This window comes from Micromonospora sp. NPDC051006, from assembly GCF_044456245.1.
Classification (GTDB): domain Bacteria; phylum Actinomycetota; class Actinomycetes; order Mycobacteriales; family Micromonosporaceae; genus Micromonospora.
This window is the reverse complement of the sequence record NZ_JBITFP010000037.1, coordinates 1-22952: the sequence shown is the minus strand read 5'-3', so window position 1 is coordinate 22952 and position 22952 is coordinate 1. Positions and strand designations below refer to the sequence as shown.

Here is a 22952-nt window from a genome sequence, read left to right as displayed (position 1 = left end):
GGATGGTTCGGTCGGTCACGGACGCACCGTCCCGCTCGACGGGACACCGGGCAGCGGGTCGGTCTGGGTCACCGGCGGCAGCGGCTGGCCGGTTCCCCCGGCCGGATCCGCGTAGCTGGTGGTGGTCTGCGGGTCGGCGTACGCGCCCGGGGCCGGGTCGAGGTAGCCGCCCGGCGGCACCTGCTCCGGGACCTGGCGCTGGGCCGGCGGGGTGGGGATGACGGCGGTGCGCTCGGGGTCGTCGTAGCGGTCGTAGGCCTGCCGGCCGGAGTCGCTACCGGCGGCGGAGATGTTGCGGGTCAGCCGGCCGGCGAGCACACCGAGCACGGCCGCGCCGACCAGGAAGGTGCCCGGGTTGCGCCGGGCGTAGTCGCGCACCTCGGTGACCAGGTCACCGGGCTCGCGCGCCTCCAACCAGCCGGCGACGCCGTGCACGCGGTCGGCGGCCTGCCGGGCCAGCTCGCTCACCGGGCCGGCCTGGCCACCCTGCTCGGCCATCGTGCGCATCTCGTCGGCCAGCGACCGGAGCCCGCCGGCGGCCCGACGCTGCTGCTCGCCGGTCTGGGCGGCGAGCTGGGTGCGGGCCTCTCCGTAGAGGTTGCGCGCCTGCTGCGCGGCCTCGCGCCCGACCTCCTTGCCCTGTTCCTTGGCGGTCTCGGCGACCGCGCCGCCGGCGTGCGCGGCCTCCGAGCCGACCTGGCGGGCCTGCTCGCGGACGCCGCCGCCGTTGCTGGAGTCGTACGTCGAAGAGGTGGGTGACAGATCGTGAGTCATGATTTCCCTTCCGCTCGCAATTCCGTCGCGGTTGCACTGGGGGATCGGCGCCGGGCTGCCCCGCCGCCGCCGATTCACCTACCCTCCGTTGCCGCGTCCATACCTGTTCCGTCATTTCTCTGCGCCGCGGTCGGCCGCGACTTCACAATGGAGGACCGGCGGGCGGGACAGATCCACGGAGGTGGCATCGATGGCACGGGGCGCACGCGGTGGCCGACCGGCGGGGCCGAAGCCTCGGGTCCAGCTGGCCGCCGCGGCGGTGGCCGGGGTCTTCCTGCTGGTCGGCGCACTCGGCTTCGTCCCGGGTGTCACCACCCGCTACGACGAGTTGGGCCCCGCCACGCACCACTCAGGGGCCCTGCTGTTCGGCGTGTTCCAGGTGTCGATCCTGCACAACGCGGTGCATCTCTTCTTCGGCCTGCTCGGCCTGGTGCTGGCCCGCACCGTCGCGGGCTCCCGGGTCTTCCTCGGTGCCGGCGGCGCTGCCTACCTCGGCATCTGGCTGTACGGGTTCGTGATCCACAAGGAGAGCGTGGTCAACTTCCTGCCGGTCAACAACGCCGACAACTGGCTGCACCTCGGGCTCGGGTTCGGCATGCTCGCGCTCGGCCTGCTGCTGTCGAACCAGGTCGGCACGGGCACCCGGTTGGACGTCCCCGCCGACCGGCCCTGACCTCGGGCACCCTCCGCGAACCGGCCCTGACCTCGGGCGACCTCCCGGCGACCCGCCGGTGCGGCGTTTGCCAATTCCGCCAGCGGGGCAACGCAGAGTTACCGGATCACCGGGCGGAGGGGATTGAGATGCCACGTTGGTTGCGGGACAACGCACTGGCCGTCGCCATGTTCGGCGCCTTCTTCGTCTTCCTGGTGCTGCAGAGCGTGTTCGGCTGGCAGACGCACAACGAGGAGCTGACCGAGTTCGGGGCCGCCCCGATCGGTTGGCCGGCGTACCTGGCCAGCGGGCACTTCGCCGAGGCGGTCTTCGAGAACTGGGAGTCGGAGTTCCTGCAGATGGGTGGCTATGTCCTGCTCACCGCGTACCTGGTGCAGCGGGGGTCGGCGGAGTCGAAGCCGGAGGGCCAGGACGACCGGCCGGAGGACGACGAGCGCCGGGCCACCCCGCAGTCTCCCTGGCCGGTGCGGGTCGGCGGGCTGCCGCTGGTCGTCTACCGGAACAGCCTCTCCCTCGCGCTGCTGCTCATCTTCGCCGGCTCGTTCGTCGGGCACCTGCTGGGCGGCACCGCGCAGTACAACGCCGAGCAGGCGCTGCAGAGTGGCGCGCCGCCGATCGGCGCGCTCCAGTTCCTCGGCACCAGCGACTTCTGGTTCCAGTCCATGCAGAACTGGCAGAGCGAGTTCCTCGCGGTGGGCACCCTGGTCGTGCTGAGCATCTTCCTGCGCCAGCACGCCTCGCCCGAGTCGAAGCCGGTCACCGTCGCCCACGCCGAGACCGGCGCCTGAGCCCGACCGTCAGGCCGGCACCAGCAGCTGCTTGGCGAAGCAGACGCTGTACGGGTTGTCCACGTACGGGCCGTAGACCGGGATCCGCGCGTAGCCGCACGAGGTGTAGAGCCCGATCGCGGCCGGCAGGTACGTCCCGGTCTCGAGGCAGAGCACCGCGTGCCCGCGCTGGAAGGCCAGTTCCTCCAGCGCGGCCAGCAGCTGACGGGCGATCCCCCGACCCCGGTACGCCGGCCGCACGTACATCCGCTTGATCTCACCGGTGCCCTCGTCGAGCGTCTGGAGCCCGCCGCAGGCGACCGCCCGACCGTTGACCACCACCGCGAGATAACGGATGTCGTCATGGGTCACGGTGGCCTGTCCGTCCAGCCCGCCGTCGGCCTCCCGCAGCTCTCGCTGCTGGGCGGTCACCAGGGCGGCGATCTCCGGGTCGGTGGCGGGACGTGACTCGATCAGCATCGCCCCACGGTATGCCGGGTGGATTTCACCCAGGTTTCCGGGATACGACCCGATCACGGACGGTACGAGGCTAGTCAGCGTCCTCGAGGTCGTCTGCCACATCAGCGCCGATCCCGTCGGCCTCGATCTCGTCCTCCGGACGCACCCGGCGGGCCTTGCGCGCGGCCAACCGCTCGGCCGCGTTGGCCCGGCTCGACTTCTCCTCCAACCGCACGTCGGCGCCCCGGATGTGCGGGACGAAGTCGGCGTAGTGGGTGGGCTGCCAGTCGAACTCGCGCTCGCCGATCCGGACCAGGTCACCGGGCTGCGCGCCGGCCTTGGCCAGCTTCTCCTCGACGCCCAGCCGGGCCAGCCGGTCGGCCAGGTAGCCGACCGCCTCGTCGTTGTCGAAGTTCGTCTGCCGGACCCAGCGCTCCGGGCGGGTGCCGCGCACCGTGTACGAGCCGTCCGACTCGGCCTCGATGGTGAACCCGGCGTCGTCCACCGCGGTCGGCCGGATCACGATCCGGGTCGGCTCGGCCGGCGGGGTCGCCGCGCGGGCGGCATCCACCAGCTCCGCCATCGCGTACATGAGCTCCTTGAGCCCCTCGCGGGTGGCGGCGGAGACCTCGAACACCCGGAAACCGCGCGCCTCGAGGTCGGGGCGGACGATCTCGGCCAGGTCCCGGCCGTCCGGCACGTCGATCTTGTTGAGCGCCACCAGCCGGGGCCGGTCGGCGAGACCGCCGTACTCGTTCAGCTCGGCCTCGATCGTGTCGATGTCGGCCAGCGGGTCCCGGTCGAGTTCCAGCGTCGCGGTGTCGATGACGTGCACCAGCACCGCGCAGCGCTCGATGTGCCGGAGGAACTCCAGGCCCAGACCCTTGCCGCTGGCCGCGCCGGGGATCAGCCCGGGCACGTCGGCAACGGTGAAGGTGTGGTTGTCCACCCGGACCACGCCGAGGTTGGGCACCAGGGTGGTGAACGGGTAGTCGGCGATCTTCGGCTTGGCCGCGGAGATCACCGAGATCAGCGACGACTTGCCGGCCGACGGGAAGCCGACCAGGCCGACGTCGGCGACGCTCTTGAGCTCCAGCACCACGTCCAGCTTGTCGCCGGGCTCGCCGAGCTCGGCGAAGCCGGGCGCCTTGCGCCGGGCGTTGGCCAGCGACGCGTTGCCGCGACCACCCCGACCGCCACGGGCCGCCTCGAAGGTGGTGCCCGCGCCGACCATGTCGGCCAGGACGGTGCCGTCGAGAGTCTGCACCACGGTGCCGTTCGGCACCTTGATGACCAGGTCGTGGCCGTTGGCGCCGTCCCGGTTCGAGCCGGCGCCACCCTTGCCGTTCTCGGCCTTCATGTGCGGACGGAAGTGGAAGTCCAGCAGCGTGGTCACCTGCGGGTCGACGACCAGCGAGACGGTGCCGCCGTGCCCGCCGTTTCCGCCGTCCGGGCCGCCGAAGGGCTTGAACTTCTCCCGGTGGATCGAGACACAGCCGTGCCCGCCGTCGCCGGCCTGCATGTGCAGGACGACCCGGTCAACGAACGTCGTCACGACGTCAATCCTTCCAGCGGGGACCGCCCCGCGCGAGAAAAAGCGAAGCGGGCCGGGACCCGGAGGTCCGCGGCCCGCAAAGCCTTCGAGTTACTGCTGCGGCACGATGCTGACGGTCTTGCGACCACGCTTGGTGCCGAACTGGACCGAACCGGCGGACAGCGCGAAGAGCGTGTCGTCGCCGCCACGGCCGACCAGGTCACCGGGGTGGAACTTGGTCCCACGCTGCCGGACGATGATCTCGCCGGCGCTGACGACCTGACCACCGAAGCGCTTCACGCCGAGCCGCTGGGCCGCGGAGTCACGGCCGTTACGCGAGCTGGACGCACCCTTTTTGTGAGCCATTGGAGGACGACCTACTTCCCGCTGGAGATGCCGGTCACCTTGACCTGGGTCAGCGGCTGGCGGTGACCCTGGCGCTTGTGGTAGCCGGTCTTGTTCTTGAACTTGTGGATCTTGATCTTCGGGCCCTTGGTGTGCGCGGCGATCTCGCCGGACACCGCGACCTTGGCAAGCTTCGCCGCGTCGGTCACCAGGTCGTCACCGTCGACGAGGAGCACCGCGGTGAGCTTCACCGCGTCACCGGGGGCACCGGTGAGCTTCTCGACCTCGATCACGTCGCCCTCGGCGACCTTGTACTGCTTGCCGCCGGTCTTGACGATCGCGTACATCGGAGGCGGACTCCCTGTCGTTGAGGCTGCTGGCGGTCGTCCCCGCGGCGGCTCGCCGGGTAGCAGTGGCACGGCGGCGCGGGCACGCGGGAACTCGGCACACCAAAGTGCGCCGCAGGTTAGCGTACGCCATGCCCGGCCCGCGACCCAAACCGACCCGGCCGGTCAGCGCGGGCAGAGCTGGTCCAGGCGCTGCTGGAGGCGGTCCAGCTCGGTCTCGTCGACCGCGTCGACGTCGGCGCCCATCGCGCCGACCTCCGCGCCCATGTCGCTGAGCAGCGTCGTCAGCTGCGGATCGGTGGCTCGGGCCGCCTGCTCACGCAGGGCGCTCCGCCAGCCGGTGAGGGCCGCCTCGGCCCGCAGCCGGGCGGCCTCGGCCCCCGTGCTGTCGTTCGCGCCGGCCGCCGCGAGCATCCTGCCCAACTCCTCGACGTACGTCCGGATCCCGGTGGCGCTGGCCTGCTGCGCGGCCGCGCAGACCGCCGGGGTGTTCCCGGCACCCGCCGGCGCGCTGCCGCCGGTGGTCGGCGCACCGGCCGCCGGGGCGCTGCCGGCCGTGGTCGCCGGGGCGTCGACCGGTCGGACGCCCGCACACCCGGCGGTCGCGGAGAGCCCGACGGTCAGCGCGGTGACGGTGAGCAGGTGGCGCACTCTTTCCTCCTTGGCCGGTTCCGGCCCGGGCCACCCGGATCCGGTCCGGGGTGGCTCGGGTACGGGACAGGGCCCCGTCCCCGGTCACATTGCCGGGGCCGGGGCCCTGTCAAACACCTGCCTGGTCAGACCGTCACGGACGGGTACGCCGCCGGGCGCCACCACGGCGGGACCGACGACGACCCGCGGTGCCCTCGGCCTCGTCGGCGTCCTCGCCGAGCGCGTCCGGGTCGTCCGCCGCGGCCAGCCGGGCCGACTCGCCCTGCTGGCTGTCGGCGACGGCGGGCGCTGCCTCGGTGTCGGCCGCGTAGCGGGACAGGTCGTAGCCCATCGTGTCGTGGTAGTCGGCCTCGGTGTCGGTGGCCACGGCCGGCTCGCTGATCTCGACCGTCGCGCGCTCCGCCGGCGCGCTCTTGCGCGCCCGGCGCCGCGAAGTCCCGCTGGTCGGCTCGGCCGCCGGGGTGGTGACCGCCGAGGCGACCGCCTTGACCTTCTCCCCTGCCCCGCCGGTACGCGGCTTCTCCGGCACCGGCTCGGTGTGAATGATCACGCCGCGGCCCTTGCAGCACTCGCAGGTCTCGCTGAACGCCTCGAGCAGGCCGGCACCGATCCGCTTACGGGTCATCTGCACCAGTCCGAGCGAGGTGATCTCGGTGACCTGGTGCTTGGTGCGGTCCCGGCCGAGGCACTCGGTGAGCCGGCGCAGCACCAGCTCCCGGTTCGACTCCAGGACCATGTCGATGAAGTCGATCACCACGATGCCGCCGAGGTCGCGCAGCCGCAGTTGACGCACGATCTCCTCGGCCGCCTCCAGGTTGTTGCGGGTGACCGTCTCCTCCAGGTTGCCCCCGGAGCCGGTGTACTTGCCGGTGTTGACGTCGATGACCGTCATCGCCTCGGTCCGGTCGATCACCAGCGACCCGCCGGAGGGGAGGAAGACCTTGCGGTCCAGCCCCTTGAGGATCTGCTCGTCGATCCGGTACTCGGCGAAGACGTCGGTGGTGCCGGTGTGCCGGCGCAGCCGGGCGACCAGGTCGGGCGAGACGTGCGACAGGTACGACTCGACGATGTCGTACGACTGCTCGCCCTCGATCACCAGCTCGCGGAAGTCCTCGTTGAAGAGGTCCCGGACCACCCGGATCACCAGGTCGGGCTCCTCGTAGAGCAGCACCGGGGCACCACCCTCGGCCGCCTTGGCCTGGATGTCCTCCCACTGCGCCTGGAGCCGCTTGACGTCCCGCGCCAGCTCGTCCTCACTGGCGCCCTCAGCGGCTGTCCGGACGATCACGCCCGCGCCGTCCGGGACCAGCTTCTTCAGCACGTCCCGCAGCCGCTTGCGCTCGGTGTCGGGCAGCTTGCGGCTGATCCCGGAGGCGTTGCCGTTCGGCACGTAGACCAGGTGCCGACCGGAGAGCGCGATGTGGCTGGTCAGCCGGGCGCCCTTGTGCCCGATCGGATCCTTGGTGACCTGCACCAGCACCGAGTCGCCGGACTTCAGCGCCTGCTCGATCGAGCGCGCCCGCCCCTCCAGCCCGCTGGTGTCCCAGTTGACCTCGCCGGCGTAGAGCACCGCGTTGCGGCCCCGACCGACGTCGACGAAGGCCGCCTCCATGCTGGGCAGGACGTTCTGCACCTTGCCCAGGTAGACGTTGCCGGCCATCGTCCCGGAGGAGTTGCGGGTCACGTAGTGCTCGACCAGCACGCCGTCCTCGAGGACGGCGATCTGGGTACGGTCGCCGCGCTGGCGGACGGCCATCACCCGGTCGACCGCCTCCCGGCGGGCCAGGAACTCCGACTCGCTGAGGATCGGCGGCCGGGTGCGCCGCTGCTCCCGGCCGTCCCGGCGGCGCTGGCGCTTGGCCTCCAGCCGGGTCGAGCCCGAGACGCCCTGCACCTCGTCCACGGTGCGGCGCGGCTCGCGGATCTTGACCACGGTGGGAACGCCGTCGTCCGCGCCTCCCTCGACGTCACCGGCACCCCGGCGGCGGCGACGCCGGCGGCGGCGGGTCAGCCCGTCCCCGTCGGTCTCCTCGTCCTCGTCGCCCTCGGCCTCCGCCTCGGCCTCCGCCTCGGCCTGCGCCGCCTCCTCGGACTCCTCGTCCTCGGAGTCGTCGGCGCCGCCCTTGCCCCGGCCGCGACCACGACGGCCGCGCCGACGCCGACGCCGGGCAGCGGCGCTCTCGTCGTCCTCGTCCTCGTCCGTCTCCTCGGCGGCCTCTTCGGCCTCCTCGGTCAGCTCCTGCTCCGCCTCGGCCGGCTCCACCGGCTCGACCTCGCGGCGACCGCGCCGCCGACGGCGCGACGGCTCGGCCGCCTCCTCGGCAGCCGGCTCCTCGACGGCCGGGGCGGGGGTGGGCTCGACCTGCACGACCGGCACCGACTCCGGCTGCGGGGCCATGAACAGCACGGTGGGCGCGGAGAGCGTGGCCCGCCGCCGGCGGGTACGCGGCTGCTCCGGCTCGGCGGCCTCGGCGGGCTCGCTCAACTGCTCGGTGGTGCCGGACACGGCGACACCGGGCGACACCTCGCCGGACGGGGCCTCGGCGCCACGACCGGGCTCGGCCACGCCGCCGGTCACCGGCTCCTCCGCCGCGGCGGTGGGGGCCGGCGGGGCGGCCTCGGCCGGCAGCTCGCCGGCCGGCGCCTCCGCAGCCGGCTCGGCCACCGCGGGGGCGGCCTTCTTCCGCCGGGTACGGGTGACCTTGACCGGCGGGACGACCTCCGGGGAGGCGTCCTCGGCCGCCGCCGCGACCAGCGGCTCCTCGGCGGCCTTGGCAGGCGTCGCCTTGCGGCGGCGACGCGTGGTCTTCGGGGCGGTGTCGAGGTCACCGGAGACCGGCGCCAACACCTCCGCCTGCGGGGACTCGTCACTACCGGTGCTCACGGCGGGCGCCTCGACCGGCGCCTCGGCCTGCTCCGGCTGGTTCAGCGGCGCGGCCCGGCGGCGGGTGACCCGGGTCCGCCGCGCCGGCGCGGGTTCGGCGACCTCGCCGCCGGCCTCGACCGCGGGCTCCGGGCCCCGGTCGCCGACGGCGCCCCGGCTCTCGACGGCCCCGCCGTCGACGGGGTTGTGCTGCTCGGCGGTTTCGCCGGCCGGCTGTGAACCGGTCCGTTCGCCGCCCTCGGGCTCGTTCTCGAGCATGGACGTTCTCCAGTTCTGGCTGCCCCGGGCGCGGGTGAGCGCTGCCACGCAGGGTCGCCGCAAAGTGTTTCCGCCGGGCGCGCAAGGTGCGCGACCGCCGAAGTCTGCCTATCTTCCGAGCGCTGACCGTCGGTCAGTGCCCACCGATGGTTGCCCCGTCGCGGTCCGCATCCAACGGATCCACGATCGCGCCCTGCGCGGTCAACGTGCCCTGAGCCAGCCGGGTCACTCGCGGTGGAACCGGCGGCTCCAGGTCGGCCACCACGCGGAGGCCGGAAAGGACGTCATCGGGTCGTACGGACGGGGTGACCTGCCGCACGACCACTTCGAGTATCGCACACGGTACGGCCGGTCCCCCGGAAGGAGTCGCTGTCGGCGCCGCCACATCGATGGCGATGACCGCCTGCCGCGCGTCGAAGGTGCGCCGTCCCTGCTTGGTCATCCGCTCGACCAGCACCTCGTCGACGGCGGTGAAGGCCTCCACCGCGGCGCGCAGCGTCGCCGGCTCGATTCCCGGCAGCTCGATGCGCCAGTCCGACGCCTCGATCCGGTCGGGCAGGCTGCCGCCGGTCGCCACCACCGCGTCCAGCACGTCGAGGCCGGGCGAGAGGGCGGCGTCCAGCGCGGCGCGCAGCGCGGCCGGGTCGACCGGTGCCTGCAGACCGATCTCCAGGTACTCCGCCTCGCTCGCCACGCCGGTCGGCGCGGCGCTGGCGTACGAGATCTTGGGGTGCGGGGTGAAGCCCTGCGAGTAGGCGATGGGCACACCGGCCCGACGTACGGCCCGCTCGAAGGCCCGGGCGAAGTCCCGGTGCGAGGTGAATCGCAGCGGCCCGCGCTTGGCGTACCGGATCCGGACGCGCTGGACGACCGGCGCCTGCCCGCCCTCCGGCTGTGGTCTTTTACTGATCGTCGTGCTCCTCGCTCGGTCAGTCACGCGTTGATCATGAAGTTATTGTCCGCGACACGCCGCACCGGTGACAACAACTTCATGATCAAGCAGCTGGGCCCGCGTGGAGGGGGCCAGCGGGGACTGGTCAGGGGTGGGCGGGGGTGGCGGGGGTGGCGGTGGGGACCTTGAGGCCGGAACCGGCGATCGGGGTCAACGGGAGAAGTTTCTTCCCGGTCGGGCCGATCTGGATCTCGGTGTCCATGGCGGGGCAGACGCCGCAGTCGAAGCACGGGGTCCACCGGCAGTCGTCCTGCTCGTACTCGGAGAGGGAGTCCTGCCAGTCCTGCCAGAGCCAGTCCTTGTCCAGCCCGGAGTCCAGGTGGTCCCAGGGCAGCACCTCGAGCTCGTCGCGCTGCCGGGTGGTGTACCAGTCGAGGTCCACCCCGAACGTCGGCAGCATCTCGGCCGCGGCGTCCACCCAGCGCTGGTAGGAGAAGTGCTCGCTCCAGCCGTCGAAGCGGCCACCGTTCTCCCAGACCTTGCGGATCACCGCGCCGACCCGGCGGTCACCGCGGCTGAGCAGGCCCTCGATCAGCGACGGCTCGCCGTCGTGGTAGCGGAAGCCGATCGCACGGCCCAGCGAGCGGTCCGAGTTGATCTCCTGCTTGAGCATCTTGAGCCGGTTGTCGATGACCTCCGGCCGCTCCATCGCCGCCCACTGGAACGGGGTGTGCGGCTTCGGCACGAACCCGCCGATGGAGACCGTGCAGCGGATGTCCTTCGACCCGGTGGCGGCCCGACCGGCCTTGATGACCTCGTGGGCCATCCGGGCGATCTGGAGCACGTCCTCGTCGGTCTCGGTGGGCAGGCCGCACATGAAGTAGAGCTTCACCTGCCGCCAGCCGTTGGTGTAGGCGGTGACCACGGTGCGGATGAGGTCCTCCTCGGACACCATCTTGTTGATCACCTTGCGGATCCGCTCCGACCCGCCCTCGGGGGCGAAGGTCAGGCCGGTCCGCCGCCCGTTGCGGGACAGTTCCTGGGCCAGGTCGATGTTGAACGCGTCGACCCGGGTCGACGGCAGCGACAGCGAGACGTTCGTGCCCTCGTACTGCTGGGCGAGGCCCGAGCACATGTCGCCGATCTCGGAGTGGTCGGCGGAGGAGAGCGAGAGCAGGCCCACCTCGTGGAAGCCGGAGAACTCCAGGCCCTCGCGGACCATCTGACCGACCGTGGTGATCGACCGTTCCCGCACCGGGCGGGTGATCATGCCGGCCTGGCAGAACCGGCAGCCCCGGGTGCAGCCCCGGAAGATCTCGACCGCGTACCGCTCGTGCACCGTCTCGGCGAGCGGCACCAGCGGCTTCTTCGGGTACGGCCAGGCGTCCAGGTCCATCGTCGTGCGCTTGTGTACCCGGAACGGCACGTCCGCCCGGTTCGGCACAACCCGCTGGATCCGGCCGTCGGGCAGGTAGTCCACGTCGTAGAAGCGCGGCACGTAGACGCTCTCGGTGCGGGCCAGGCGCAGCAGCAGCTCGTCCCGCCCGCCCGGGGAGCCCTCGGCCTTCCACTCGCGGACGATCGTGGTGATCTCGAGGACCGCCTCCTCGCCGTCGCCGAGCACGGCGGCGTCGATGAAGTCGGCGATCGGCTCCGGGTTGAACGCCGCGTGCCCACCCGCCACGATCACCGGGTCGGCGTCGGTGCGGTCGGCCGCCAGCATCGGGATGCCGGCCAGGTCGATCGCGGTGAGCAGGTTGGTGTAGCCCAGCTCGGTGGAGAAGGAGATGCCGAACACGTCGAAGTCGCGTACCGGGCGGTGCGCGTCGACGGTGAACTGCGGCACGCCGTTCGCGCGCATCAGCGTCTCCAGGTCCGGCCAGACCGCGTACGTCCGCTCGGCGAGCACGTCGGGCAGCTCGTTGAGCACCTCGTAGAGGATCTGCACGCCCTGGTTGGGCAGACCGACCTCGTACGCGTCGGGGTACATCAGGGCCCAGCGCACCGTGGCCGCGTCCCAGTCCTTGACCACCGCGCCCAACTCGCCACCGACGTACTGGATGGGCTTGGTCACCTGGGGCAGCAACGGCTCCAGCCTGGGCCAGACGGAGTTGGCCGCGACAGGGCGCGGCGTCGTGGACGGGACGCTCATGAAGCCCAAGGGTACGCGCCCGTCCGGCGATGGCCGCGCGCAGTGCGCGGCATCCCGGCGGTGGGCGGATCGCCGAAACTGGCACCCCGGTACTAACCTCGGACCGGCGCGAGAGGAGATTGCCGCGATGCCGGAGCCGCAGCCGGGCGCAGACCGGCCGGCCGACGGGAAGATCCCGGGCACGGAGCCGGACCGCGATCCGACCGTCGCCGGGGAGGGGGCCTCCTCCCCCGTACCGCCGGAGGGCGTGTCCCACCCGGGCCCACCGACCCCGCCGGAGCCGCAACCCGACGCGCCGTCCGTCGACGACGGCGGCGACGGCAGCGACCGTCGGCCCACCGAGCCGGAGCCGGCCAGCGAGTCGGCCGGGCCCGAGGGCACCCGGGGACTCACCGAGCCGGCGGCCGACCCGGCGGATTCCGCCAGCGACGATCGGGCGGCGTCGGACGGTCCCTCCGGCACCCGGCGGCTACCCGTCGCCGAGGCCGAGGGCGACCCGACACCGCCACGGTGGAGCGGCTCCGCCCCGGTGCCACCACCGCCACCGCGCCGGCGCGCCTGGGGCGAGTCGGCCGAGCCGACCCCGCTGCCGCCCACGCCGCCGGAACCCCCCGAGCACCGGGTTCCGGTCGACCCGTGGGCCGGCGCGGACACCGGCGGCTGGGAGCTGCCCTCGGCCGAGCTGCCGCCGCTGCCGCCGACCGTCTCCTATCCGGCGCCCCCGCCGACCCGCCCGTACTCGGGACCACCCGCGCCGGTCCCCCCGCCGCCGGTCTCGCCGGCGCCCCCCGTTCCGCCGCACCAGGTCGCGCCGCGCCATCCGGTGCCGGCCCCGCCGGTCGCGCGGCCTCCGGTGACGGCCCGCCCGGCGCCGCCCGCCCCGCCGGCGCCGCCGAAGCAGCGCCGGTCGAAACGGTCGCCCGCCCCGCCGCCGGCCGCGCCGCCGCCCGACTGGCGTGCCCCCAAGGGGTACGTCCCGGTGCGCAAGCGGCGCCGCTGGCCGTGGCTGCTGCTGCTCAGCCTCGCCTGCTGCTGCGGCTGCCCGGCCTACTACGGCATGCCGATCTCGGCGCAGTATCCGGCGAAGGCCAGCCTCCCGGGTCGGGTGGCCGACCTGTCGCTGCGCGAGGACAGCCGCAGCGAGCAGGCCGCCCGGCAGTTGGAGACCGAGGTACGCAAGGCGCACTGGCTCGCCGAGGACACCTTCGCCGGCGTCTACACCACGGCGGACGGCAAGCCGGTGACGGTCTTCGGCGGGACCGGCTTCCGGCTGACACCGGAGGCGGACGCGGACGACGAGATCGCCCGGCTCACCGAGCAGTACCAGCTCGACCCCGCCGAGAAGGTCGACACCGGCGTACGCGGCCGGCACGAGCGCTGTGCGGTGGGCAGCGCCGACGGCACCGACGTGGTGGTCTGCACCTCGGTCGACCACGGCAGCATCGCCACCGGAGTCTTCACCCGGCTCTCCGTGCAGGACAGCGCGGCCCTGCTCGACACCCTGCGCGGACAGATCGTGACGGCCGGCCAGAACTGAGGCCGGTCCGATCGGGCCGGGCAGCGCTGTGGCAGCGGGACGCTCGGGTCAGGCCGGGCCCTCGCGGGTCGGGTCCGGGTGGGCGCGCGGCGGGGCGTAACGGGAGACGTACTCCTGGCCGGTGAGCTTCTGGATCTCGTTCATCATCTCGTCGGTCATCGCCCGCAGCGAGGTGCGGTCGTCCGGACGGCCGGTGAAGTCCAGCGGCTTGCCGAACCGCACGATGACCTTGCCCGCGCCCGGGCGCGGCAACCGCGCACCGATCGGCTGCACCTTCTCGGTGCCGATCATGCCGACGGGAATGATCGGCACGCCGGCGGAGATGGCCAGCCGGACCGCGCCGGTGCGCCCCCGGTAGAGCCGCCCGTCCGGCGACCGGGTCCCCTCCGGATAGACCACCACCAGGTCGCCGCCCTTGAGCGCCGGGATGGCCGCGTCGAAGGCGGTGAGGGCGGCCCGCCCGCCGGCCCGCTCCACCGGGATCGCACCGAGCCCGGTGAGGACGAACTTGGAGAACGCCCCCTTCAGGCCGACGCCCTTGAAGTACTCGGACTTCGCCCAGAACGCCAGGTGCCGCGGCACCACCGTGCCGACGAAGAGCTCGTCGGCGACCGAGAGGTGGTTGCCGGCGAGGATCGCCCCGCCGGTCTCCGGCACGTGCTCCAACCCCTCCACGGTCGGCCGGAAGGCCAGTCTCATCGTGGGCCCCACGGTGAGCTTGCCGATGGTGTAGAGCAGCGGCACTGGTCCTCCGGCGAGTCGTGTACGAAGCAGGCGGTGTCACGGTAGCCGACGACACCCCGCCACCCCGAACGGGTGGCGAACCATCCGGCTGCGCCACGTGGCGATCCTGCTCGGCTGCCCCGGGCGGCGGGAGTGCGGACCTGCCCCGGCACGGCATGACCAGCGTCACGCCGCCGGTTGTCACGGCACGCCCCGGCTGGTCCGTCGTGACGGTGTCGGATCTATCAGGGAGGTAGTCGTGCAGCGGATGAACCCCGCCGAGGTGGCGCCGCAGGCGTACCAGGCTGTCATGGGGATGGAGAAGTACGTCCGGGCGAACGTCGAGCACACCGTGCTGGAGCTGGTGAAGCTGCGGGCCTCGATGCTGAACGGGTGCGCGTACTGCGTGGACCTGCACAGCCGGGACGCCCTGGCGGGCGGCGAGTCGAGCCGGCGGCTCTTCGCCGTGGCCGCCTGGCGCGAGGCGCCGTTCTTCGACGAGCGGGAGCGGGCCGCGCTGGCGCTCACCGACGCGGTCACCCAGCTCGGTGAGCACGGCGTGCCGGACGAGGTGTGGGACAGCGCCGCGAAGGTCTGGTCGGAGAAGGAACTGGCCGACCTGGTCATCGCGATTGCCACAATCAACGTGTGGAATCGGATCGGCGTGACGATGCAGCTGGAGCCTCCGGCGCAGGTGTGACGACTGCTGGGGCGGCAGAGGCGGCCGGTGCGCTCCAGGCGCACCGGCCGATGCTGCTCGGCCTCGCCTATCGCCTGCTCGGCAGCCGGTACGACGCGGAGGACGTGCTCCAGGAGGCGTACCTGCGCTGGCTGGACGTGGACCGCTCGGCGGTGGCGGAGCCCCGGCGCTACCTCTCCCGGGTGGTCACCCGGCTGGCTCTGGACCGGCTGCGGGTCCGGCAGGCGGCACGCGAGACGTACGTCGGGACGTGGCTGCCGGAGCCGGTGCCGACCGGCTCCTCGCCGTTCGGCCCGCTGGACCGCGCGGAGCTACGCGACTCGCTCTCCACCGCGCTGCTGCACGTGCTGGAGCGCCTCACCCCGCCGGAGCGTGCGGTGTACGTCCTGCACACCGCCTTCGACCTGCCGTACGCCGAGATCGCCGAGATCCTGGACCGGACCCCCGAGGACTGCCGGCAGCTGCACCACCGGGCAGCCACCCGGGTACGGCAGGAACAGCGCCGGTTCACCGCCAGCCGACCCGAACGGGAACGGCTGCTGGACGCGTTCCTGGCCGCTGCCCGGGACGGGGACCTGGCGACGCTCACCGGCCTGGTCGCCAAGGACGCCACGGCCTGGAGCGACGGTGGCGGCCGGGTGCCGTCCGCCCGCAACCCGATCACCGGCGCGGACCGGATCGCCCGGTTCTTCGCCGGGATCTACGGCCCACACCGCCGGTGGACGGCGCGCCGGCTGGAGCTCAACGGGGAGCCCGCCGTGCTGCTCACCCGCGCCGACGGCAACCGGTACACGCTGAGCGTCACCGCGGCCGATGGCCGGATCACCAACATCTACGTGATCGGCAACCCGGCGAAGCTACCGCCCGCCGACTGAGCCGGGGGCCGTCCGCCGCGTCGGTGACGGGGGTTTCAGCCCAGCTCGGGGAACCAGAGCGCGATCTCGCGCTTCGCACTGTCCGTCGAGTCCGAGGCGTGCACGAGGTTCTCCCGGTTGGACAGGGAGAAGTCGCCACGGATGGTGCCGGCCGTCGCCCGCCGTCCGTCGGTGGCCCCGACGAGCCCGCGGACCACCTCGATGACCTGGTCGCCGGAGAGCACCAGGGCGACCAGCGGGCCGCCGGTCATGAAGGCCTTCAGCGGCGGGTAGAAGGGCTTGTCCACGTGCTCGGCGTAGTGCTCGTCGGCCAGCGCGGCGTCCATCGTCCGGGTCACCATCGCGTCGATCCGCAGCCCCTTGCGCTCGAAGCGGGAGATGACCTCGCCCACCAGCCCGCGACGGACCGCGTCGGGCTTGATCAGTACGAGGGTGCGCTCGTCGGGGGTGCTGGACACGCTGGGTTCCTCCTGTGCGCGGAAGACGGTCGGGCTGGGTACGGTCAGCCTAGCGACCCGGTCCCGGCACCGGCGCGGCGGCTGGCCTTTCCCCCGGTGGCCGCCGCGGCCTAGCCTGGCCCTTGACCCCCGGGAGGTCCACAGTGGCGAATGGCGGGAGCCGACCCATCGCGCCGGTACGCAAGTTGATCGCCGCGGTGCTCGGCACCGTGGCCACCTTCGTGATCCTCTTCGGCCTCGGCATGACCAGCTGGGCCATCGTGGCGCTCGGGGTCGCCCTGTTGGTGCTGGCCATCGCGCTGGCCACGGTGCGGGGCGGCGGGCGCACCTGGGTGGTCGGCGAGGGGCACGTGCACAGCGCGTCCGAGCCGCCCACCCAGTACGCGTTCGGCCGGTGTGAGCTGCAGCTGGTCATCGACGCGCCCGGACTGCCGCCGCGGAGCAAGAAGATCATCGAACCGCGGGTGCCGGTCGCCAAGTGGCCGTCGCTCGGTCAGACCCTGCCGATCCGGGTCGCCCTGGACGACCAGCGGCACGTCCGGGTGCTCTGGGACGAGGTGCCCACGCACGCCGAGACCGCCGCCGCGGCGAGCGCCGACCTGCCGCCGGAGTACGCCGGTGCCGAGCCGATCGACGAGATGCTGATCGAGCAGGACGCCCCGCCGTGGGCCGGGCGCTCCGCCGAGGACGACTTCCGGGACGACTTCCGCGATCCGCTGGCCCCCGACCCGGTGCGCGACGAGCCGGTCGGCCCGCCCGAGGAGCGCGAGCCGGTGGTGGTGCACCAGCGCCCGGGCGGCCCGGTCGTGCTGGAGGGGACGCTGGTCGAGCAGCCGGCGGCCAACCCGCTGCCGCGCCGGGCCACCCCGGCCCCGCGCTCGCCGGCCGAGGAGCAGTTCGAGGCCCCTGCCGAGGCCGCGGCCGGGCCCACCGCTCCGGCGGACCCGCTGGACCCGCTCGACCTACCGCTGGACGATCCCGCGCCCACTCGCCAGCCGGCCAGGGACGCGCAGGTCACCCCTGAGGAGCTGGACGAGGCGATCTTCGGGTACGAGCCGGAGGCGGCCGCGACCGACCCGATCGTGGCAGGCGCGCCGATCAGCGGGGTCGGGCTGACCCTGCTGGTCACCGACCTGTCCCGCTCGCTCGACTTCTACCGCGGCCGGCTCGGCTTCACCGAGGTCGACCGGGGCGCCGGAAACGCGGTGCTCGCCTCCGGGACGACCCGGTTGGTGCTGCGCGAGGTGACCGAGGCAGCCCCGGTCAGCCGCCGGCTGGTGCACGTCAACCTCGAGGTGGACGACATCCAGGCGGCGTACGAACGGCTGCGCGACACGGGCGTGCGCTTCACGTACGCGCCCCGGGTGGTGAACCGGGGCACGAAGCTGGAGGTGTGGGCCGCCGCCTTCCGGGATCCCGACGGCCACGGCATCGCGCTCACCCAGTGGCGCGAACGCGCCGAGGCCTGACCCGACGGTCGCGTCGTCAGCGGGTGACCGGTGGCGGATGTTCCGCCCGGGTTGGCGGTGCTCGTCGCTGTCGAACTGCTCCAGATATGAACATCCGCCCTGCTGCCGCGCCGACCCGCCGCCCGCGGCCCCGGCGGTTCAGATTTGGGGCAGGTCGACAGCGTCCGGTTGCACCGGCTCGCGGAGCATGGATGCCACCCCCGCGAAACGCTCCACCCCACACCTCAGCCCAGGATCACCCGGCGGACGTGCAGGGCGTAGGCCCAGACCAGGGCGAAGATGACGCCGAGCGCGAGCAGCGACCAGTGCAGCAGGCCGGCGAGCATCAGCAGGCCCTGCAGCACGGTGCCCGCGTGCCAGGCCCACGGCCGGCGCATCATGCCGGCCAGCACCACCGCCGCCACGGCCAGCGCCACCACCACGCCGATCGCCGCGCCACCCAGGTCGCCGCCGATCACCCGGATCGGCTGGATGGCGAGCAGCAGCACCAGCGCCTCGATGGTCAACGCGCCCGCGCCGAGACCGCGCACCGCCCGCTCCGGGTTGCGCAGCCCCGAGCGCCGTGGCTGCTCCGGCTCGCTCATCGCTTCAGCAGCCGGCGGGCGTCGGCCACGGTCACCACCGAACCAGTGATCAGCACGCCCACCCCACTCAACTCGCCGGGTACGTCCTCCTCGGCCAACGCGACCGCCGTCTCGATCGCGTCCGGCATCTCCTCGGCCACCTCGACCCGGTCCGGGCCGAACACCTCGGCGGCCAGCTCGGCCAGCTCGGCGGTCGGCATCGCACGCGGCGAGCTGTTCCGGGTGACCACGAGCTGGTCGACCACCGGCTCCAGCAGCTCCAGCAGGGCCGGGGCATCCTTGTCACCGAGCACGCCGACGACCGCGACCAGCTTGCTGAAGGCGAACTCCTCCTGCAGCGCGGTGACAGTCGCGGCCATCCCGTGCGGGTTGTGCGCGCCGTCGAGCAGGATGGTCGGCGCGCTGCGTACCCGCTCCAGGCGACCGGGCGAACTGGCCGTCGCGAAGCCCTCGCGGACGGCCTCGATGTCGAGCTGGCGGCGGGTGCCGGCGCCGAGGAACGCCTCGACCGCGGCGAGCGCGACCGCCGCGTTCTGCGCCTGGTGGGCGCCGTGCAGCGGGATGAACACCTCTTCGTAGACGCCGCCGAGCCCCTGCAGGGTCAGGACCTGGCCGCCGACGGCGACCGCCTTGCGCAGCACGCCGAACTCGGAGCCCTCCCGGGCGATGGTCGCGCCGACCTCGGCGCAGCGCTCCAGGATCGGCCGGGCCGCCTCCTCCTCCTGCGCCGCCGAGATCACCGTGGCGCCGGCGTGGATGATGCCGGCCTTGTGCAGCGCGATGTCCTCGACGGTGTCGCCGAGCCACTCGGTGTGGTCCAGCCCGATCGGGGTGATCACGGCCACCCCGGCCTGGAGCACGTTCGTCGAGTCCTCGGCGCCGCCGAGGCCCACCTCGACCACCGCCACGTCGACCGGCGCGTCGGCGAAGGTGGCGAAGGCCATCGCGGTGGTCATGTCGAAGTAGGTCAGCGGCTCGGCCGAGCGCTCGTCGACCAGCCGGGCCAGCGGGGCGATCTCCCGGTAGGTGGCCGCGAAGCGCTCCTCGCTGACCGGCTCCCCGTCCAGGCTGATCCGCTCGCGCACCGTTTCCAGGTGCGGGCTGGTGTAGCGGCCGGTGTGCAGCCCGAATGCCCGCAGCAGAGAGTCGATCATCCGGGCGGTCGAGGTCTTGCCGTTGGTGCCGGTCAGGTGGATCGACGGGTACGCCCGCTGCGGGCTGCCGAGCAGGTCGAGCAGGGACTCGATCCGGTCCAGTTCGAAGACCATCCGGGTGAAGCCCCGCTCGGCCAGTTCGGCCTCGACCTTGGCGAAGTCGGAGTGATCGGTCACGAGGGCAGCGCCTCCAGGGCAGCGTCGATGCGGAGCAGATCGGCCTCGGCGGTGGCGAGCCGGTCACGGATCTTGGCGACCACCGGCTCGGGCGCCTTGCCGACGAAGGCCGGGTTGTCGAGCTTGCCCCGGGCCTGCGCGACCTCCTTCTCGGCGGCCGCGCGGTCCTTGGTCAGCCGGGCCCGCTCGGCGGCCACGTCGATCGAGCCGCGGGTGTCCAGCGCCACGCTCACGTCGCCGGGCATCGCCAGCGTCGCGCTCGCCTGGAACCCGTCGGCGGCCGGGTCGAGCCGGGCCAGCGACCGGATCAGCGGCTCGTGCGCGGTGATCCCGGCCGTGGTGAGGCCGTCCAGCCGTGCGGCGACCCGCTGGGTGGGACGCAGCCCCTGGTCGGAACGGAACCGGCGGATCTCGGTGACCACCCGCTGCACCGCGCCGACCTCCGCCTCCGCGGCGTCGTCGAGCCGGGCCCGGTCGGCCACCGGCCAGGGTGCCCGCATGACCGTCTCGCCGCCGGTGAGCGCGATCCAGAGCTCCTCGGTGACGAACGGGATGATCGGGTGCAGCAGCCGGAGCAGCTGGTCGAGCACGTGGCCGAGGACCCGGCGGCTGACCTCGGCCGCCGGCCCGCCCTCGGCGAGCACCGGCTTGGACAGCTCCACGTACCAGTCGCAGACGTCGTCCCAGGCGAAGTGGTAGAGCAGGTCGCAGACCTTCGCGAACTCGTACGCCTCGAACTGCTCGTCCACCTCGGCGGTGACGTGCGCCAGCCGGGACAGGATCCACCGGTCGACGGTGGACAGCTCCTCGGCGGCCGGCAGCGGGCCGTCCGCCCGCGCGCCGTTGATCAGCGCGAACCGGGTGGCGTTCCAGAGCTTGTTGCAGAAGTTGCGGGAGCCCTGGCACCACTCCTCGCTGACCGGCACGTCCTGGCCGGGGTTACCGCCCCGGGCCAGGGTGAACCGGGTGGCGTCGGCGCCGTACCGGTCGATCCAGTCCAGCGGGTCGACCACGTTGCCGAACGACTTCGACATCTTCTTGCCGAACTGGTCGCGCACCATCCCGTGCAGGGCGACCACGTCGAACGGCGGCCGGCCGTCCATCGCGTAGAGGCCGAACATCATCATCCGGGCGACCCAGAAGAACAGGATGTCGTACCCGGTGACCAGCACGCTGGTCGGGTAGAACTTTGCCAGCTCCGGGGTCTGCTCCGGCCAGCCGAGCGTGGAGAACGGCCACAGGCCGCTGGAGAACCAGGTGTCGAGGACGTCCTCGTCCTGGTGCCAGCCCTCGCCGGTCGGCGGCTCCTCGTCGGGGCCGACGCAGACGATCTCGCCCGCCGGGCCGTACCAGACCGGGATACGGTGCCCCCACCAGAGCTGGCGGGAGATGCACCAGTCGTGCATGTTGTCGACCCAGGCGAAGTAGCGCTTGGCCAGCTCGGCCGGCTCGATCCGGACCCGTCCGTCGCGCACCGCGTCACCGGCGGCCTGGGCCAGCGGGGCCGTGTTGACGAACCACTGCAACGACAGCCGCGGCTCGACCGTCGTACGGCAGCGCGAGCAGTGCCCGACCGCGTGCACGTACGGGCGCTTCTCCGCGACGATCCGCCCCTGCTCCCGCAGGGCGGCGACGATGGCCGGTCGGGCCTCGAAGCGGTCCAGCCCCTCGAACGGCCCGGGCACGGTGATCACGCCGCGCTCGTCCATCACGGTCAGCGAGGGCAGGTCGTGCCGCTGGCCGATCTCGAAGTCGTTGGGGTCGTGCGCCGGCGTCACCTTGACCATGCCGGTGCCGAAGCTCGGGTCGACGTGCGCGTCGGCCACGATCGGGATGCGCCGGCCGGTGAGCGGCAGCTCGACCTCGGTGCCGATCAGGTGCCGGTACCGCTCGTCGTCGGGGTGCACCGCCACCGCGGTGTCGCCGAGCATGGTCTCCGCCCGGGTGGTGGCCACCACCACCTCGTCGCTGTACCGGATGGAGATCAGCTCGCCGTCGTCCTCGGTGTGCTCCACCTCGATGTCGGAGAGCGCGGTCAGGCAGCGCGGGCACCAGTTGATGATCCGGTTGGCCCGGTAGATGAGGCCGTCGTCGTAGAGCTTCTTGAAGATCGTCTGGACGGCCCGGGACAGGCCCTCGTCCATGGTGAAGCGCTCACGGTCCCAGTCGACGGAGTCGCCGAGGCGGCGCATCTGGCCGAGGATGGCTCCGCCGGACTCGGCCTTCCACTGCCAGACCCGCTCGACGAACTTCTCCCGACCCAGGTCGTGGCGGGACAGCCCCTGGGCGGCGAGCTGCCGCTCGACGACGTTCTGGGTGGCGATGCCGGCGTGGTCCATGCCGGGCAGCCAGAGCGCCTCGAAGCCCTGCATCCGCTTGCGCCGCACCAGGGCGTCCTGCACGGTGTGGTCCAGGGCGTGGCCCATGTGCAGCGAGCCGGTCACGTTCGGCGGCGGGATGACGATGGTGAAGGGCGGCTTGTCGCTCTGCGCGGTGGCCCGGAAGTGGCCGGCGGCTACCCACTGCTCGTACCGTCGCTGCTCTACCTCGCCCGGCTGGTACTGGCCGGGCAGGGTGGGGGCGTCGGGGCGTCGGGCATCCAGTCTCTCGGTCACCTGACAAGTCTACGGAGGGGTTCGGCTGACCTGACGTGCGCCACCGATGGTTCGCGTACGGTGTCGGCTATGTCCGACGCACATCTCACCGAACGTCAGCTCGGCGACGGGCCGGAGCCCGTCGAGCTGACCGAGGAGCCGATCCAGCTGAGCAACCGGGACCCCGGGGGCGCGCCCGAGCCGCGGGCGACCTGGTCGCGGCGACGGCGGATCGGCTGGGGCGTGGCGCTCGCGGTCGGACTCGCCGGCGCCGGCGCCCTCGGCGTGGCCGGCTGGCGCATCGCCGAGCAGAAGGACACCCGGCTGGCCACCCCCGACCGGGTGGCCGGGCTGACCCGCGACGACACCGAACGGGCCCGCAGCACCGCCGACTACCTGCGCAGCGGCTTCGCCGCCGACATCGAGCTGGACCGCAGCTTCGGCACCGTCTACCGGGACCCGGCCGACGACAAGCGCTCGGTGCTCGTCTTCGGCGGGACCACCCTGCTCTGGCAGCCGGAGCGGGACCTGGACAGCCTCTTCGGCCTGATGGCCGACGAGACGGGCAAGGTGGACGGGCTGCGCGAGGTGCCCGCCGGCGACCTGGGTGGCGTGATGAAGTGCGGTACCACCAGCGGCGAGGGCGGCGACTTCGCCGTCTGCGGCTGGGCCGACCACGGCAGCGTGGTGATGGGGATGTTCCCCGGCCGCGCCGTCGACGACGCCGGCGCGCTCTTCCGCGACCTGCGCGCCGGCATCCAGACCCGCGGCTGACCGCCGGCGCCGCACGCGCTCCCCACCACGGCTTGCCGCCGCGCAGCTTCCTCGCGCGGCGCCTTTCGCCTGACGCAAAAACGCCGTCAGGGCCACCCCCAAAATTGGGGTGGCCCTGACGGGAACGATTGTCCGGCGGCGTCCTACTCTCCCACACCCTCCCGAGTGCAG

20 protein-coding genes and 1 pseudogene are annotated in these 22952 nt (G+C 72.9%); 7 read left to right on the top strand and 14 right to left on the bottom strand.

The genetic code is table 11. From position 1 onward, the window contains the following. Window positions 1–15: 15 nt before the first annotated feature. A complete protein-coding gene (locus ACIBBA_RS32400) occupies window positions 16–774 on the bottom strand; it encodes a hypothetical protein (protein WP_396702538.1) in 759 nt (252 codons plus the stop codon). Between the two features lie 190 nt (window positions 775–964). Between ACIBBA_RS32400 and ACIBBA_RS32395 the strand changes: the two genes are divergently transcribed. Both ACIBBA_RS32395 and ACIBBA_RS32390 read left to right on the top strand, forming a co-directional pair. Further along, window positions 965–1447, top strand: a complete 483-nt coding sequence (locus ACIBBA_RS32395) for a DUF4383 domain-containing protein (protein ID WP_396702536.1) — start codon at window positions 965–967, stop codon at window positions 1445–1447. Window positions 1448–1575: 128 nt separating this feature from the next. Further along, the gene (locus ACIBBA_RS32390) at window positions 1576–2235 is read left to right on the top strand and encodes a DUF6766 family protein (protein WP_396702534.1); all 660 of its coding nucleotides are present in this window, start codon (window positions 1576–1578) and stop codon (window positions 2233–2235) included. A 9-nt stretch (window positions 2236–2244) separates the two neighbouring features. On the opposite strand, the gene ACIBBA_RS32385 is transcribed toward ACIBBA_RS32390, so the two are convergent. The 8 genes from ACIBBA_RS32385 to ACIBBA_RS32350 form a co-directional block, all read right to left on the bottom strand. After that, window positions 2245–2694, bottom strand: coding sequence for a GNAT family N-acetyltransferase (locus ACIBBA_RS32385; protein WP_396702532.1), 450 nt, complete (start codon window positions 2692–2694; stop codon window positions 2245–2247). 70 nt (window positions 2695–2764) lie between these two features. Beyond that, a complete protein-coding gene (obgE, locus tag ACIBBA_RS32380) occupies window positions 2765–4228 on the bottom strand; it encodes a GTPase ObgE (RefSeq protein ID WP_357049226.1) in 1464 nt (487 codons plus the stop codon). Window positions 4229–4318: 90 nt separating this feature from the next. Then, window positions 4319–4573: a 50S ribosomal protein L27 gene (gene rpmA / locus ACIBBA_RS32375; RefSeq protein ID WP_350873956.1), complete on the bottom strand. Its 255-nt coding sequence runs from the start codon at window positions 4571–4573 to the stop codon at window positions 4319–4321. A gap of 11 nt (window positions 4574–4584) precedes the next feature. Further along, window positions 4585–4899, bottom strand: coding sequence for a 50S ribosomal protein L21 (rplU, locus tag ACIBBA_RS32370; RefSeq protein WP_250797382.1), 315 nt, complete (start codon window positions 4897–4899; stop codon window positions 4585–4587). A gap of 165 nt (window positions 4900–5064) precedes the next feature. Then, window positions 5065–5550 carry a hypothetical protein gene (locus tag ACIBBA_RS32365; RefSeq protein WP_396702529.1) on the bottom strand — a complete coding sequence of 162 codons (486 nt, stop codon included), beginning with the start codon at window positions 5548–5550 and terminating at the stop codon, window positions 5065–5067. 133 nt (window positions 5551–5683) lie between these two features. Beyond that, window positions 5684–8692, bottom strand: a complete 3009-nt coding sequence (locus ACIBBA_RS32360; protein WP_396702527.1) for an Rne/Rng family ribonuclease — start codon at window positions 8690–8692, stop codon at window positions 5684–5686. Window positions 8693–8825: 133 nt separating this feature from the next. Beyond that, window positions 8826–9545, bottom strand: a complete 720-nt coding sequence (locus tag ACIBBA_RS32355; protein WP_350874208.1) for a TIGR03936 family radical SAM-associated protein — start codon at window positions 9543–9545, stop codon at window positions 8826–8828. Between the two features lie 184 nt (window positions 9546–9729). Next, the gene (locus ACIBBA_RS32350; RefSeq protein ID WP_396702525.1) at window positions 9730–11736 is read right to left on the bottom strand and encodes a TIGR03960 family B12-binding radical SAM protein; all 2007 of its coding nucleotides are present in this window, start codon (window positions 11734–11736) and stop codon (window positions 9730–9732) included. A gap of 448 nt (window positions 11737–12184) precedes the next feature. Between ACIBBA_RS32350 and ACIBBA_RS32345 the strand changes: the two are divergent. Beyond that, window positions 12185–13273: pseudogene (locus tag ACIBBA_RS32345) on the top strand (hypothetical protein); the annotation flags it as partial. A 48-nt stretch (window positions 13274–13321) separates the two neighbouring features. Here the strand turns inward: ACIBBA_RS32345 and ACIBBA_RS32340 are convergent. Further along, on the bottom strand, window positions 13322–14017 hold the full coding sequence (locus tag ACIBBA_RS32340; RefSeq protein WP_396702523.1) for a lysophospholipid acyltransferase family protein: 696 nt from the start codon (window positions 14015–14017) through the stop codon (window positions 13322–13324). A 247-nt stretch (window positions 14018–14264) separates the two neighbouring features. On the opposite strand from ACIBBA_RS32340, the gene ACIBBA_RS32335 reads away from it, so the two are divergent. Together ACIBBA_RS32335 and sigJ are read left to right on the top strand one after the other, a co-directional pair. Beyond that, window positions 14265–14696: a carboxymuconolactone decarboxylase family protein gene (locus ACIBBA_RS32335; protein ID WP_396702581.1), complete on the top strand. Its 432-nt coding sequence runs from the start codon at window positions 14265–14267 to the stop codon at window positions 14694–14696. Further along, the gene (gene sigJ / locus ACIBBA_RS32330; RefSeq protein ID WP_396702521.1) at window positions 14693–15571 is read left to right on the top strand and encodes an RNA polymerase sigma factor SigJ; all 879 of its coding nucleotides are present in this window, start codon (window positions 14693–14695) and stop codon (window positions 15569–15571) included. The genes ACIBBA_RS32335 and sigJ overlap by 4 nt, the downstream gene beginning before the upstream one ends. Window positions 15572–15606: 35 nt before the next feature. Here the strand turns inward: sigJ and ndk are convergent, their stop codons facing one another. After that, window positions 15607–16029, bottom strand: coding sequence for a nucleoside-diphosphate kinase (gene ndk / locus ACIBBA_RS32325; protein ID WP_350873947.1), 423 nt, complete (start codon window positions 16027–16029; stop codon window positions 15607–15609). Window positions 16030–16172: 143 nt separating this feature from the next. On the opposite strand from ndk, the gene ACIBBA_RS32320 reads away from it, so the two are divergent. Next, window positions 16173–17498 (top strand): VOC family protein, encoded by a 1326-nt coding sequence (locus ACIBBA_RS32320; protein WP_396702519.1) that lies wholly within the window; start codon window positions 16173–16175, stop codon window positions 17496–17498. A 224-nt stretch (window positions 17499–17722) separates the two neighbouring features. Here ACIBBA_RS32320 and ACIBBA_RS32315 read toward each other — a convergent pair whose 3' ends face one another. Genes ACIBBA_RS32315 through ACIBBA_RS32305 form a run of 3 tightly spaced genes read right to left on the bottom strand, consistent with a single transcriptional unit; the run spans window position 17723 to window position 22028 of the window. Continuing rightward, window positions 17723–18082 (bottom strand): DUF4233 domain-containing protein, encoded by a 360-nt coding sequence (locus ACIBBA_RS32315; protein WP_350873945.1) that lies wholly within the window; start codon window positions 18080–18082, stop codon window positions 17723–17725. Further along, entirely contained in the window at window positions 18079–19413 is a 1335-nt protein-coding gene (locus ACIBBA_RS32310; RefSeq protein WP_350873943.1) for a folylpolyglutamate synthase/dihydrofolate synthase family protein, read from the bottom strand. The genes ACIBBA_RS32315 and ACIBBA_RS32310 overlap by 4 nt, the downstream gene beginning before the upstream one ends. Then, window positions 19410–22028, bottom strand: coding sequence for a valine--tRNA ligase (locus ACIBBA_RS32305; RefSeq protein WP_396702516.1), 2619 nt, complete (start codon window positions 22026–22028; stop codon window positions 19410–19412). Before ACIBBA_RS32305 ends, ACIBBA_RS32310 begins: the two co-directional genes overlap by 4 nt. A 69-nt stretch (window positions 22029–22097) precedes the next feature. On the opposite strand from ACIBBA_RS32305, the gene ACIBBA_RS32300 reads away from it, so the two are divergent. Beyond that, window positions 22098–22781: a hypothetical protein gene (locus tag ACIBBA_RS32300; protein ID WP_396702514.1), complete on the top strand. Its 684-nt coding sequence runs from the start codon at window positions 22098–22100 to the stop codon at window positions 22779–22781. Window positions 22782–22952: the final 171 nt, after the last annotated feature.